The organism is Methylobacterium sp. V23, assembly GCF_002917135.1.
Taxonomy (GTDB): domain Bacteria; phylum Pseudomonadota; class Alphaproteobacteria; order Rhizobiales; family Beijerinckiaceae; genus Methylobacterium.
The window spans coordinates 1-12,458 of the sequence record NZ_PDHT01000027.1 but is presented as its reverse complement, the minus strand read 5'-3'; the positions used below and the strand labels follow the sequence as shown (position 1 = coordinate 12,458).

The 12,458-nt window shown below is 66.7% G+C and carries 14 protein-coding genes and 1 tRNA gene; 9 read left to right on the top strand and 6 right to left on the bottom strand.

Annotated features, from left to right (window positions below):
- Positions 1-293 precede the first annotated feature (293 nt).
- A complete protein-coding gene (locus CRT23_RS28565) occupies positions 294-443 on the top strand; it encodes a hypothetical protein (RefSeq protein ID WP_181017413.1) in 150 nt (49 codons plus the stop codon).
- A gap of 148 nt (positions 444-591) precedes the next feature.
- Entirely contained in the window at positions 592-891 is a 300-nt protein-coding gene (locus CRT23_RS20905) for a hypothetical protein (RefSeq protein ID WP_146056444.1), read from the top strand.
- A gap of 352 nt (positions 892-1,243) precedes the next feature.
- Here the strand turns inward: CRT23_RS20905 and CRT23_RS20900 are convergent, their stop codons facing one another.
- Both CRT23_RS20900 and CRT23_RS20895 read right to left on the bottom strand, forming a co-directional pair.
- The gene (locus CRT23_RS20900; protein WP_103711616.1) at positions 1,244-1,435 is read right to left on the bottom strand and encodes a hypothetical protein; all 192 of its coding nucleotides are present in this window, start codon (positions 1,433-1,435) and stop codon (positions 1,244-1,246) included.
- Between the two features lie 40 nt (positions 1,436-1,475).
- Positions 1,476-1,709 (bottom strand): hypothetical protein, encoded by a 234-nt coding sequence (locus CRT23_RS20895; RefSeq protein ID WP_103711615.1) that lies wholly within the window; start codon positions 1,707-1,709, stop codon positions 1,476-1,478.
- Between the two features lie 183 nt (positions 1,710-1,892).
- On the opposite strand from CRT23_RS20895, the gene CRT23_RS20890 reads away from it, so the two are divergent.
- Entirely contained in the window at positions 1,893-2,597 is a 705-nt protein-coding gene (locus tag CRT23_RS20890; RefSeq protein ID WP_103711614.1) for a glutathione binding-like protein, read from the top strand.
- A gap of 76 nt (positions 2,598-2,673) precedes the next feature.
- Here the strand turns inward: CRT23_RS20890 and CRT23_RS20885 are convergent, their stop codons facing one another.
- Positions 2,674-3,543 carry an MBL fold metallo-hydrolase gene (locus tag CRT23_RS20885; protein WP_103711613.1) on the bottom strand — a complete coding sequence of 290 codons (870 nt, stop codon included), beginning with the start codon at positions 3,541-3,543 and terminating at the stop codon, positions 2,674-2,676.
- Between the two features lie 118 nt (positions 3,544-3,661).
- Here CRT23_RS20885 and CRT23_RS20880 point away from each other — a divergent pair, with 118 nt between their 5' ends.
- From CRT23_RS20880 to CRT23_RS20860, 5 genes are all read left to right on the top strand, one after another.
- Complete coding sequence (locus CRT23_RS20880) at positions 3,662-4,966, top strand: glycosyltransferase family 1 protein (protein WP_103711612.1); 1,305 nt, start codon at positions 3,662-3,664, stop codon at positions 4,964-4,966.
- Positions 4,967-5,027: 61 nt separating this feature from the next.
- Positions 5,028-5,351: a rhodanese-like domain-containing protein gene (locus CRT23_RS20875; RefSeq protein WP_103711611.1), complete on the top strand. Its 324-nt coding sequence runs from the start codon at positions 5,028-5,030 to the stop codon at positions 5,349-5,351.
- An 86-nt stretch (positions 5,352-5,437) separates the two neighbouring features.
- Positions 5,438-6,589 (top strand): efflux RND transporter periplasmic adaptor subunit, encoded by a 1,152-nt coding sequence (locus tag CRT23_RS20870; RefSeq protein WP_103711671.1) that lies wholly within the window; start codon positions 5,438-5,440, stop codon positions 6,587-6,589.
- 162 nt (positions 6,590-6,751) lie between these two features.
- The gene (locus tag CRT23_RS20865; RefSeq protein WP_055950531.1) at positions 6,752-9,964 is read left to right on the top strand and encodes a multidrug efflux RND transporter permease subunit; all 3,213 of its coding nucleotides are present in this window, start codon (positions 6,752-6,754) and stop codon (positions 9,962-9,964) included.
- Positions 9,965-10,066: 102 nt separating this feature from the next.
- Positions 10,067-10,144: transfer RNA gene (locus CRT23_RS20860), tRNA-Pro, on the top strand.
- 300 nt (positions 10,145-10,444) lie between these two features.
- On the opposite strand, the gene CRT23_RS20855 is transcribed toward CRT23_RS20860, so the two are convergent.
- From CRT23_RS20855 to CRT23_RS20845, 3 genes are read right to left on the bottom strand one after another with little or no spacing between them, the layout of a single operon-like run.
- Positions 10,445-10,654, bottom strand: coding sequence for a hypothetical protein (locus CRT23_RS20855; RefSeq protein WP_103711610.1), 210 nt, complete (start codon positions 10,652-10,654; stop codon positions 10,445-10,447).
- Entirely contained in the window at positions 10,651-11,007 is a 357-nt protein-coding gene (locus CRT23_RS20850; RefSeq protein WP_103711609.1) for a hypothetical protein, read from the bottom strand. Before CRT23_RS20850 ends, CRT23_RS20855 begins: the two co-directional genes overlap by 4 nt.
- Positions 11,004-11,234: a hypothetical protein gene (locus CRT23_RS20845; RefSeq protein ID WP_146056443.1), complete on the bottom strand. Its 231-nt coding sequence runs from the start codon at positions 11,232-11,234 to the stop codon at positions 11,004-11,006. Before CRT23_RS20845 ends, CRT23_RS20850 begins: the two co-directional genes overlap by 4 nt.
- 680 nt (positions 11,235-11,914) lie before the next feature.
- Here CRT23_RS20845 and CRT23_RS20830 point away from each other — a divergent pair.
- Positions 11,915-12,214, top strand: a complete 300-nt coding sequence (locus CRT23_RS20830) for a hypothetical protein (protein ID WP_245436452.1) — start codon at positions 11,915-11,917, stop codon at positions 12,212-12,214.
- Positions 12,215-12,458: the final 244 nt, after the last annotated feature.

The following is a 12,458-nucleotide window of genomic DNA, read 5'->3' as shown; positions in this document are numbered from 1 at the left end:
AGAGGGGACGTACGGTTTCGGCGGCGAAATGGCAACCGGCGCGAGGCGAGGATCGGGACAGGAAATGCCGCGGGACGCCACCATGGCGCTCTCAGGGACGGGAATCGTCCCCCACCGCCTTTGTCGGTCATGCGCCGTTGCCCTCTGCGGCTCCCAGCCGACCCGATTCCCGGCGCCAAACACGCACCGCCTCGCCACATACCGCCGCGCGGCTCGCCGGCTCCCGCGTCGCTGGACAGCGCCGATCGCGCCCCGCCAGATCGGGCTTCCAAACCGAATCAACGGAGCCGGGCATGAGCGATCCAAGATACCGCGCCCTGGAGGCGCGCATCGACGCTCTGGAAGGCGAAGTCAAACGTGCGCGGAACGACATCCAGTGGGCGATCGCCCTGATGTTCGTCGTACCGGTCGGATTGCTGATCATCCTGCGCGTCTGGTCCTGACAGGAGTCGTTCGCAGAACGGCCGACAAAGACGTCGCGAACACGTCTCGAATGCGAAGTTGATCGTTAACGCGGCACTCATGATGACGGCAACCAAGGCAATCACCGCGGTCGAACCATGCTATTAAAGCTCGAACGAGGGTCGATCGATGTTCTTGATTTTATTGGCCGCCCTGGGCGGAGGCATGATCTCGACGGCGCTGCTGCTGCCGTACGGCGTCCTGACCGCGGTCATGGGTGCGCCCCTGACCGCGAGCCTCTGCGCCGCCGCGGCGGGCGCCGTGATCATGCTGCGGCGGGGCAACGATTGGGGTACGGACGCGGCCTTTGACGAAGCCACGGACGATCAGACGGACGCCATGGTCAAGATGCTGCGCGACATCGCCGCCAAGGGGCGTGAGATCGATGCCGATGCGAAGCGCCCGGCGCGCGATTCCAGGGCGGCCTGAGGCAGGCGCGCCTCGCGCGCAACCCTCGCTCTGGGGAAGGCTCCGAGAAAATCTGCGATAACCTTCCGACGGAACGGTCGCGCTGACCCCATGTTCCGACCGCCGAAGCAAGCGTGTTTCCGGGAGGGCCAGGATGGCGGCCACGAGGTCTGGGTGCCAGGACCGACGCAGCCTCGATCTCTGCTCATGGGGATCGTGAAACGAGCGGGCGCAGAGCCTGAATCGCGCCACGATCCGAATCGGGCAGCGCAGACTTGCGTGCTCATGCGTCAGCAGGGTGGGCGTACGCCCCAGGTGGCCAAGCGCAGTTCCAAATCCAAGTCCGGGTGCCCGCTACGCTGGGGACGACGATCTAGACCCGTACGTCGACGATGCGGCGTTGACGACCGATCACGTCGCCCTCCGCATCCCGTGCCCGATCGACCTCGACGGAGACGGTGCGCGGCTCAGTTTCATGGCGTCGCGGCGCGTCGTTTCGGGCGCCATGCACGATCTCGGTGGCGCGGATGATGCCGACCTGCGTCAGGGGAACGGTGATCGTCATGGGCGTCGATCCTCCGAAAACGTACGAGGCGATCCGCGGCTCAGGCGAGGATGTCGAGGACCCGGCGCTCGGATTCGAGCGTGGATTTCAGGATGGCGGTGTTCATCCCGATATTGGTCTTTTCCTGCATGAGCTGGACGGCGGTGGTCGAGAGATCGACCTGGGTCGCGCTCGGCAGGCTGGTGCCGATGGTCGCGATCCCCTCAGCCGCCGTGGCGTAGCGCTGCGTCGCCGCCAGAAGCCCACCGCTGCTTGCCGATATTGCGCTGACCATCCCGTCGCTCCCTCGCTCCCGACGAGGCAACCATGGTCCCCTGAATTCCCCGTTGTGAAACTGCGGCGCATTTGAACGACCGCCCGCGGCCGTCATCCCCCCAGCTTGACCCCCGTTCCTCCGAGTCCCACCTCGGGCCCGACGCGACCGGACCGAGCCCCGGCGCGCAGCACGGAGACCGCGATGATCGATCTGCACTATTGGCCGACCCCGAACGGCCACAAGGTCACGATGTTCCTCGAAGAGGCGGGGCTCGACTACACCCTGAAGCCGGTGAACATCGGCAAAGGCGACCAGTTCAAGCCAGACTTCCTGGCGATCGCCCCGAACAACCGCATGCCGGCGATCGTCGATCACGCGCCGGCCGGTGGAGGTGCCCCGGTCTCGCTGTTCGAGTCCGGCGCGATCCTGCTCTACCTCGCCGAGAAGACCGGGCGCTTCATCGCCCGGGACGTGGCCGGCCGCGCCGAGGTGCTGCAATGGCTGTTCTGGCAGATGGGTGGCCTCGGGCCCATGCTCGGCCAGAACCACCACTTCACCCAGTACGCGCCCGAGAAGGTGCCCTACGCCATCGACCGCTACGTCAAGGAGACCAACCGGCTCTACGGCGTCCTCGACCGGCGTCTCGCCGACCGGCCCTTCGTCGCCGGCGCCGACTACACGATCGCCGACATGGCCAGCTATCCCTGGATCGTGCCCTACGAGAAGCAGGGTCAGCGCCTGGAAGACTTCCCGAATCTCCAGCGCTGGTTCCATGCGATCGCCGAGCGCCCGGCGACGAAGGCCGCCTATGCCCGCGCACCGGAGATCAACCCGGATTTCGGGAAGACCCTGAGCGAAGAGGCCAAGAAAGTCATGTTCGGTCAGACCGCCGCGACGCGCGCCTGACCCGGCCCGGGCGGTGCCACGGCGAGCCCGGATCCGCTTTTCCGGCGGGGCCGGTCGGATCGGTCCTGTCGTGCCTTCAGCGGCGCAGGGTGTCGAGGGGCACCGGGGCGGCATGCGGGCGGGTCGCCAGCATGCCGTCGATCAGCGCCAGCACCTCGGCCCGGCCGCAATTGGCGGCCGGCTCGAAGGGTGTCCAGGTCTGGGTGAAGTCGAGCTGGGCGAAGACGTCGCGGTATCGCCGCAGCTCGTTCGTGGTCAGCGGCACACCGCGCACGAAGGCCTTGTGGGCCGAGATGGTCAGCGCGCGCCGGAAATCCTTCGGGTCGAGCTCGAACTTCAGGGCGTCCCCGCAGAACAGGATCTTCCGTTCCCGATCGAACAGGACCGCGTGGCCGTCGAAGTGGCCGGCCGTGCGGTGGAGTTCGAGGCCGGGGAGGGGCTCGAGGAAATCGTCGTAGGGCCACGACACCTGCAGCGCCGCGCTCCAGATGAAGTCGGCGGCCGGCAGGCAGAGCTCCGGGTCGAAGCGGTCCTGAAGCTGCACGAGGGCGCCGTAGGCATGGGGGTGCGAAGAGGACAGCACCTGCATGCCTCCGAGGCTCGCGATGTGCTGGAGGGCCGCCTCGCTGAAGACCGGGCAGGCCTCGAAGCCCATATTCCCGGTCGGTGTCTGGACCAGGTAGGCACTGGGCCCAATGCCTGAGACGGGATCGTTCCAGAACCGCCACACGCCGGGCTCCAACTCCTCCCAGTGGCAGGGAAACCGCTCCTGCGCCTCCCGCTCGGTCCAGAACTGCCATCCCTTCTGCGGCACCACGTGGCGGGCGTCGAGGCACATCGGGCAGGCCGGCGGCCGCTCGAAATGGCGCTGCCAGAACCCACAATTGTCACAGGTGTAGGCGGGCAGGTCGAGGGCGCCGGCGAAGGGCAGGTATCCGGGAGACACGAAACGTTGCTCTCGTTGGCGGCATCGGCCGCGGGTAGCCTCGGGCTGAGGCGTGCGCATATAGGCGCGAAGCGGATACCGGCCATACGGCACCGCAGCTGAACGCCACCGGAGGATCATGCCCGTCCCGAGCCTCGCCTTCGACCTGACCCGCCTCATCAGCCGCCTGCGGCATCCGAGCCCGAGCGGCATCGACCGGGTCGACCTCGCCTATGCCCGGCATGTCCTGGCCCAGGCAGGAGACCGCTTCGGCCTGGTCTCGACGGCGTTCGGCCCACGCGTACTGGCGCGGGCGGAGGCGCTCGGCATCGTCGAGGCCGTGGCGGCCGGCTGGATCGAGGACCGCGACGCGACGCAGGACCCGGTCTACCGTCGGCTGGCAGCGGCCCTGGGATCGACCGGCGACGGTGGTCCGCCGGCCGCCGCGCCCGGGCGCGGCGGCGCCGGGGACCGGCGGCAGATCCAGGCCCGGACGGCGGCCACGACCCTGCGCGCCCGCGGCCCCGAGATCCTGCCCCTGGGGACCGTCTACCTGCACACCTCGCACCTGCGCCTCGACAAGCCGGGCCGATTCGACTGGCTCTACGACCGCCGCGACATCCGGCCCGTCTTCTTCGTCCACGACCTCATCCCGATCGACTATCCGGAATACGGTCGGCCCGGCGAGGCGGAGCGGCACCGGGTCCGGATGGAGACCATTGCCCGCCACGCCGCGCACGTGCTGGTCAATTCCCGCGACGTCGGCGAGCGCTTCGCCCGTTACTGCGTCGCGCTGGGGCGGCCGACGCCGCCCGTCACGGTGGCGCTCCTCGGGGTCGAGCCGGTGTTCCGGCGGGCGGGGCAGGGCCCGTCCTTCACGCCCGCGCGCCCGACCTTCGTCGCTTGCAGCACCATCGAGCCGCGCAAGAACCACCTGGCGCTGCTGCATCTCTGGCGCGACCTCGCCGAGCGGCACGGGCCCGACACCCCCCGACTCGTCCTGGTCGGCCGACGCGGCTGGGAAGCGGAGAACATCATCGACATGCTCGAGCGCTGTCCCGCCATCCGCGCGCACGTCACCGAAGTCAGCGGCCTGTCGAGCCACGGCCTCGCGGCGCTGCTGCGCTCGGCCACCGCCCTGCTGATGCCCTCCTTCGCGGAGGGATACGGCCTGCCGGTGGTCGAGGCCGCGGCCTCGGGCCTGCCGGTCGTGGCCTCGGACCTCGCGGTCCACAGGGAGATCGGCGCGGAATTCGCCGCGTTCCTCGATCCCCTCGACGGCCCGGGCTGGCGCCGGGCGGTGGAGGATCTCTCGGCGCCGGGCTCCGCCCTGCGCGATGCTCTCGCGCGCCGGACAACGGACACAGACCTGCCGAGCTGGACCGCGCATTTCGAGACCGTCGAGGACGCCCTGGCGCGCACCATTTGCCGTCCTGACGACTGACGCCTAAGAACATCCGTCATTGTCCGACCGTGCACGGGACGGTCCGAGAGAGGATAGACGGATGAAGGTTGTCGACCTGGACCGGGATGCGATCAAGGCCGGCCTCGCCGACCAGTCCATGCTGGTGATCGATGTGCGCGAGCCGCACGAATTCGAGCAAGGGCACATCCCCGGCGCGGTCACCCATCCGCTCTCCACCTTCGACCCCGGGGCGCTCGCGACGCTGCTCGCAGAGGACCGCCGGAAACCGGTCTTCTCGTGCATGTCGGGGGTGCGCTCGGTCCACGCGCTGGCGGCCGCCCAGAACGCCGGGTTGCCGATCGAGGCGCATTACCGGGGTGGATTCAAGGATTGGGCCGGCTCCGGCGAACCCGTCGAGGTATAAGGCATGCGCAGAGCATGTGTGGCAGCGCACGACATTGGTCGCGGCGGACCTCTAGCTGGCGCATCGTAGGGAACAACCATATGCGCATGCGCTCGATCTTCAGTCTTCTTCCGGTCGTCGGACTGGTCGCTTCGGCGCTCGTCGCGCCGGTCCTCGTCTCCTCCGCCCAGGCCCAGGCCCCGGGCGGACCGCCGCCGAAGGTCACAACCGCCAAGCCGGTGGTCCGCGAGATCGTCGAGACCGACACCTATACCGGCCGGTTCGACCCGGTCGACATCGTCGATGTCCGGGCGCGCGTCACCGGCTACCTGGAGAAGGTCAACTTCACGGACGGTGCCACGGTGAAGAAGGGCGACCTGCTCTTCGTCATCGACCGTCGGCCCTACAAGGCAGCCCTCGACCAGGCGCAGGCGGCCCTGGTCTCGGCGAAGGCCCGGCTCAACTTCTCGCAGACCGACCTCGATCGCGCTCAGACGCTGAGCAAGTCCGGCAACATCTCAGAGCAGGTCACCGACCAGCGTCGTCAGGCCTCGCAGACCGCGCAGGCCGATGTCGACAGCGCCGACGCGCAGCTGCGCCAGGCGCAGCTGAACTACGACTTCACCGAGGTGAAGGCCCCGATCTCGGGTCGCATCAGCCGGCGCCTGGTCACCGAGGGCAACATCGTCATCACCGACCAGACCCTGCTCACCACGATCGTGTCCCTGGATCCGATCTATTTCGGCTTCACCGTCGATGAGCGCTCGTTCCTGAAGTACCAGGGCAGCCTCGGCATCGGCATGGGCGAGACCCAGAAGGGCAAGGGCGTCCCGATCCTGATCGCGCTCACCGGGGAGGCCAAGCCGACCCGCAAGGGTACCCTCGACTTCGTGGACAACCGCGTCGACAACGCCACCGGCACGGTGCTGCTGCGCGCCACCGTCGAGAACCCCGACGGGTTCATCAAGCCCGGACTGTTCGGCGTCGTCTCGCTGCCCGCGACCAAGCCTTACCAGGGCATTCTGCTGCCCGACGAGGCGGTCTCGGCCAACCAGGACAAGCGCATCGTCTACATCGTCGCCGACGACGGCACGGTGTCTCTGCGCGAGGTCAAGCTCGGCCCGAAGGTCGATGGCTACCGGGTCATCCGCGAGGGCCTGAAAGGCGACGAGAGCGTCGTGGTCAACGGCGTCACCCGTGTCCGTCCGGGCGCCAAGGTGGCGGCCGAAGCCTCCACCCTGCCGCCCAGCAGGACCTGACGCCCAGCGAGACCTGACGGGCGGGTCCCGAGGCGGACGCCGCTCCCGAGACGATCATCCCCGACCGGCCACGGCCGGGGAGCGAACACCAGACCGCGGACGAAGAAACGGTGCCGCCTCGGACCCGCGCGTGCGGGCCGCATGCGGCGAGAGGTTCAAGCGATGCGTTTTGCCCACTTCTTCGTCGATCGGCCGATCTTCGCGTCGGTCACGTCGATCGTCTTCCTGATCCTCGGCTACGTCGCCTACCTGTCGCTGCCGGTGGCCCAGTACCCCGAGATCGTGCCGCCGACCGTGACCGTGCGCGCGAGCTTCCCGGGCGCCAACGCCGAGACGGTGGCGGCCACGATCGCCACACCGATCGAGCAGGAGGTCAACGGCGTCGACAACATGCTCTACATGACGTCGTTGTCGACCAACGACGGCAACATGCTGCTGACGGTGACCTTCAAGGTCGGCACCAACCTCGATATCGCGAACGTTCTGGTTCAGAACCGTCTCTCGGTCGCCCAGCCGCGCCTGCCGCCGGACGTGCGCAACCTCGGCGTCACCGTCCGCAAGGCCTCGCCGGACCTGATGCTGGTGGTGCACCTGCTGTCGCCGAAGAAGACCTACGACCAGAACTATCTCGCCAACTACATCTACCTGAACATCCGCGACGAACTCCTGCGCCTCGACGGCGTCGGCGACATCACCATCTTCGGCGGCAACGAGTACGCCGAGCGCGTCTGGCTCGATCCGAACAAGCTCGCGGCCTACGGCCTGACCACCTCCGACGTCATCACGGCCCTGTCCGAGCAGAACGTGCAGGTGGCGGCAGGCGCCCTGAACTCGCCACCGGCCGCCACAGGCCAGGCCTTCCAGCTCATCGTCCAGTCGCAGGGTCGCTTCCAGAGCCCCGAGGAATTCGCCGACGTCATCGTCAAGGCCGCGGACGGCCGCCTCGTGCGGGTGAAGGACATTGCCCGCGTCGAGATGGGCCAGAAGGACTACACCACCAACTCGTTCCTCAACGACACGCCCGCCATCGGCATCGGCGCCTTCCAGCGCCCCGGCACCAACGCCCTCGACGCCGCCGCGTCGGTGCGCAAGGTGATGGACAACCTCAAGAAGAACTTCCCGCCGGATATCGAGTACCGCATCGCCTACAACCCGACGGAGTTCATCGAGGAGTCGATCCACGAGGTCTACAAGACCCTCTTCGAAGCCGTCGGCCTCGTCGTCATCGTGGTGCTGGTCTTCCTCCAGAGCTGGCGCACCGCGCTCATCCCGGTGATCGCGATCCCGGTCTCGCTGGTCGGCACCTTCGCGGCCATGTCGGCCTTTGGGTTCTCGCTGAACAACCTCACCCTGTTCGGGCTCGTGCTCGCCATCGGCATCGTGGTCGACGACGCCATCGTCGTGGTGGAGAACGTCGAGCGCAACATGGCCGAGGGCCTGTCGCCGGGCGACGCCGCGCACAAGACCATGGACGAGGTCGGCGGCGCCGTCGTCGCCATCGCCCTGGTGCTCTCGGCGGTGTTCATCCCCACCGCCTTTATCCCGGGCATCACCGGCCAGTTCTACAAGCAGTTCGCGCTGACCATCGCGGCCTCGACCATCATCTCGATGTTCAACTCGCTGACGCTCTCGCCGGCGCTCTGCAAGCTGCTCCTGAGGCCCCACCACGAGCATGCCAAGCCGAAGTTCTTCCTCTTCCGCTTCGTCGCCTGGTTGGCGGATATGTTCAACAAGGGCTTCGACTGGCTCTCGAACACCTATGGGCGGATCATCTACGGCCTGACGAATTACGCGATCGGGCTGATCGCGATGATGATCGTCTACGCGGCCGTCATCGCCGCCACCCTCCACCTGGTCCAGACGACGCCCACCGGCTTCATCCCGGACCAGGACCAGGGCTACCTCATCGGCGTGGTGCAGCTGCCCTCGGGCGCCTCCCTCGACCGCACGACCGAGGTGGTGAACCGGGCGGCGGCCGCGGCCCGCAAGATCGAAGGCGTGACCAACACCGTCATCATCGCGGGCTTCGACGGCGCGACCTTCACCAACACCACCAATTCCGGCGTGATGTTCATCACGCTGGCGGGCGCCAAGGAGCGTGCCGGCCAGGGGCGGAGCGCGGCGGTGATCACCAACGAGGTGATCAAGGCCACGGCCGACATCCAGGAGGCCCGCGTCATCGTCATCCCGCCGCCGCCGGTGCGCGGTCTCGGCCAGGGCGGCGGCTTCAAGATGCAGATCGAGAGCCGGCAGAGCTCGTCCATCGGCCCGCTCCTCGGCGCGGTCGGCGAGGTCCTCGGCAAGGCCAATCAGAGCAACGACGTGCAGCGGGTGTTCACCACCTTCGGCAACGACACGCCGCAGCTCTACCTCGACATCGACCGCACGGTGGCGCGCATGCTCAACGTGCCGCTCGGCAACGTGTTCTCGACGGTGCAGACGGCCCTCGGCGGCGCCTACGTCAACGACTTCAACACCCTGGGCCGCATCTATCAGGTCCGCGTGCAGGGCGACGCCCCGTTCCGCGTCTCGAAGCAGGACATCGAGCAGCTGAAGGTCCGCTCTTCCACGGGCGCCCTGGTGCCGATGGGCACGCTGGCCACGATCCGCGAGATCACCGGCCCGCAGATCGTCCAGCGCTTCAACCTCTACTACTCGGTGCCGGTCCAGGGCACGGCCAAGCCCGGCATCTCCACCGGCCAGGCCCTCGACGCCATGGAGGCCATCGCCAAGGACAACCTGCCGGACGGCTACGCCTACGACTGGACCGAGATCGCCTACCAGCAGAAGGCAGCGGGCAACACGGCGATCTACGTGTTCGCGCTGGGCGTGCTCCTCGTCTTCCTCGTGCTCGCTGCGCAGTACGAATCCTGGGCATTGCCGCTGGCGATCCTGCTCGTGGTGCCCACCGGCGTGCTCGCGGCCCTGTTCGGGGTGCAGTTGCGAGGCCAGGACAACAACATCCTGACCCAGATCGGCCTGATCGTGCTGATCGGCCTGGCAGCCAAGAACGCCATCCTGATCGTGGAGTTCGCGCACCAGCTGGAGGAGACCGAGCGGAAGGGCCCCGTGGCCGCCGCCGTCGAGGCCTGCCGCCTGCGCCTGCGCCCGATCCTGATGACGGCCTTCGCCTTCATCCTCGGCACGGTGCCGCTGGTGATCGCCACCGGGCCCGGCGCCGAAATGCGCCAGGCACTCGGCACCGCGGTGTGCTTCGGCATGATCGGCGCCACGGTGTTCGGCCTCTTCCTGACCCCGGTCTTCTACGTGGTGATCCGGAACTTTCTGATCTGGCTCGCCAAGAAGCGCGGCAAGGACCCACACAACACCACGCCGGACAAGCACGATCCGCACGCGGCGCCCTCCCACGCCTGAGACTGACCCGAGCCCGGATGCGGACCCCGCATCCGGGCTTCATGTTTGGGGTTGCGCCCCGCAAACCGGAAAGCTAAAGACCCCTCACCCCGCGAGGGGCGTCGGAGCGTAGCGCAGCCCGGTTAGCGCACTAGTCTGGGGGACTAGGGGTCGGAGGTTCGAATCCTCTCGCTCCGACCATTAATTTTCGTTCTTTGAGAGCGAGTTAGAAAGGGCGGCCTTCGGGTCGCCTTTTCTGTTTCTAAGGCTGGGGGTTCACCCGGGGTTCAAAGCTCGCTTCGTTAGGCGCTCCTGAGTCGGTGCGTGATCGTTGGAAGGCCATCATCGGCACCCGTATCTCGCTCGGAGGCAACGCTAGGCCTGCAGCCTTCAGCCGATCTTCGGCACGGCCGACGTAGAAGGCAGCGGCCCGCATATCGCGGCGGGCGGCTCGGATGAGCCAGATGTGACTGAGGGATTGGATCAGGCGCATGGGACTCATCACCGAAGCGTCTCCGCTTTGTCGTCGGCCGTGCCAGTTGCCACACGCAGCTGGCGAACGCAGTCATCGAGGGCATTGCAGATCATGCGAATGGCGAAGGGCGCTACGTCCTCGCGTGAGTCTGACATGACTGAGAGCACCTGAACCCAGCCTTCTAGGTCAATGAGGGTGTGATCTGCGGCGGCGAGGTTGAAGTCGCGGGCTTTCATGCGTCGCCCTCCCGCCAGTCACAGCCGACCGTCGCGAGTACGACAGGCGCACGGCCAAGCGCTTCCTGCTCCACGCGCTGCCACCAGCCCTCATGGCCGAAGCGGTCGGCAAAGTGGAACAGCGCACCCTTGTTATCCAGCGGCACGAACGTGCCCTTGGGGATCTCGGGATAGAGGGCCGAGTGCACGGCCCGCTTTTCGAAGTGCAGCCACGCGAGGTAGCTCTCCATGCAGAGCCGCGACGGCGCCTCGGCCGCGCCGACAGGCTTGCCGATGAGCGTCACGCCACCGCCGATCAGTGGAAGCGAGACGAGGCCGGAGAGGAAGCCCCGGCGGTTAGCAGGGCCGGTCATTGCTTGGCCTCCGCAGCGAGCTTGAACGCCAATTCCCATTGCGTTTCGAGCCGCGCGGCCAGTGCTTCCAACGCCTCTGCGAGAACGTGGACGGCCTTCGGAGGAATGTAGGTGCTAGACGACCCGAAGACACAGAGCGCCTGTGCAAACCCCACGAGGTCGCGCACCCTTTCCTCCATATCTGAGACGGCCGAGAACACGGCAGATCCTGATGCGGGCGTGCTCATGCGCCAACTCCTTCCAGCAAGGCAGCGTCGGCCGCGAACTGCGCAGCGATGCGGGCTCGAAGGGCGGCGAGCGCGCGGCGCTCTTCCTGGTCCTGACGCGCTTGCCAGGAGGCGGCTTCCGTCTGGCGCATCGCCCGGACGGCAAGCGTCACAGGGCCTGGCTGTGGTTTGCGCAGGCGACCGCGTTCACCGGCACAAGCCGGCGTGATAGGGGCTTGGATAGCCATTTGCGTTTCTCGGGGTTCGTGGATGGTTAGGGCCAAGCAGGAAGTTCGCGCTTCCGCTTGGCCTGCCTTTCTGGTAAATCAGAAATATGCGCGAGTCAATTCCGGTAAATGCGAAAAAGGCCGGTCGGCCAGCGGGCCGGGATTTTCCTGTGTCCGTTCAGCTTCGTCTCACGGACGCGCAGGCCAACGCTATCGACGATTGGCGACGCACCGAGACGGACATTCCCTCGCGCTCCGAAGCCATCCGCCGCCTTGTTGAGGAAGCGCTGAAGGCAAAGCGGTCATGAAAGAGGTTACGCGCACAATCCTAGCGATTGCAGTCTTCTGCGTCGGGGTGACCATGTTCGTATGGATCACCGCATTGCCTGATGAGCCGCTACTTGTTCTCGAAGACGTCACAGGCTCTGCCCTGTCCGCCTTTGTGATAACGCTCGTGGTGAGCCGCAGGGCGACGTGGCTGAAGTAGGCAAGGAGGCGCCATCATCGGAGGGAGATCTGCCGGAACGACTGGCAGAGGTCTCCCACCTTTCGACGCTTCTCGCTGACCGCGTGCTGGCAGCTCAGGCAGCAGACGAGCCCATTCCCAAGGCTCACATCAACGCGCTGCTCGACGCAGCCATCATCTTGGACAAGTACGAGGTCGACCTGCCGGCATCGCTCGGCCAGATCATCGATCTGATCAGCGATGCCGAGGACGAGGAGGCAGGTCGGCTTGCGTGGCTGTTCCGGCCGTTCCAGGGAGCGAAGAGCTGACCAGCATGGGCGCTCTTTGGGCAACACTGATGTGACCTTTGGCGAGAAAAACTAGCTTCTATGCTCACCAGAATGTGAGGATCAGAACGCCCCTTCGTGGAAACTCACCGCCGACAAATTAGGTACATCCTGGTGCAGCTCTAAGCTTTGACCAGGAATATTTATTGTCTGATACTAAGCCGAAAGCCTCCGAGACGGAGCAACGCCAGAAACGAACCTATCGCGCTATAACGCGGCACAGCGA

Coding starts and splice junctions, on each gene's coding strand:
- CRT23_RS20845 (WP_146056443.1), bottom strand. CDS start 11,234: ATGAGCACGCCCGCATCAGGATCTGCCGTGTTCTCGGCCGTCTCAGAT.
- CRT23_RS20880 (WP_103711612.1), top strand. CDS start 3,662: ATGCCCGTCCCGAGCCTCGCCTTCGACCTGACCCGCCTCATCAGCCGC.
- CRT23_RS20900 (WP_103711616.1), bottom strand. CDS start 1,435: ATGACGATCACCGTTCCCCTGACGCAGGTCGGCATCATCCGCGCCACC.
- CRT23_RS28565 (WP_181017413.1), top strand. CDS start 294: ATGAGCGATCCAAGATACCGCGCCCTGGAGGCGCGCATCGACGCTCTG.
- CRT23_RS20890 (WP_103711614.1), top strand. CDS start 1,893: ATGATCGATCTGCACTATTGGCCGACCCCGAACGGCCACAAGGTCACG.
- CRT23_RS20855 (WP_103711610.1), bottom strand. CDS start 10,654: ATGAAAGCCCGCGACTTCAACCTCGCCGCCGCAGATCACACCCTCATT.
- CRT23_RS20905 (WP_146056444.1), top strand. CDS start 592: ATGTTCTTGATTTTATTGGCCGCCCTGGGCGGAGGCATGATCTCGACG.
- CRT23_RS20870 (WP_103711671.1), top strand. CDS start 5,438: ATGCGCTCGATCTTCAGTCTTCTTCCGGTCGTCGGACTGGTCGCTTCG.
- CRT23_RS20850 (WP_103711609.1), bottom strand. CDS start 11,007: ATGACCGGCCCTGCTAACCGCCGGGGCTTCCTCTCCGGCCTCGTCTCG.
- CRT23_RS20895 (WP_103711615.1), bottom strand. CDS start 1,709: ATGGTCAGCGCAATATCGGCAAGCAGCGGTGGGCTTCTGGCGGCGACG.
- CRT23_RS20865 (WP_055950531.1), top strand. CDS start 6,752: ATGCGTTTTGCCCACTTCTTCGTCGATCGGCCGATCTTCGCGTCGGTC.
- CRT23_RS20875 (WP_103711611.1), top strand. CDS start 5,028: ATGAAGGTTGTCGACCTGGACCGGGATGCGATCAAGGCCGGCCTCGCC.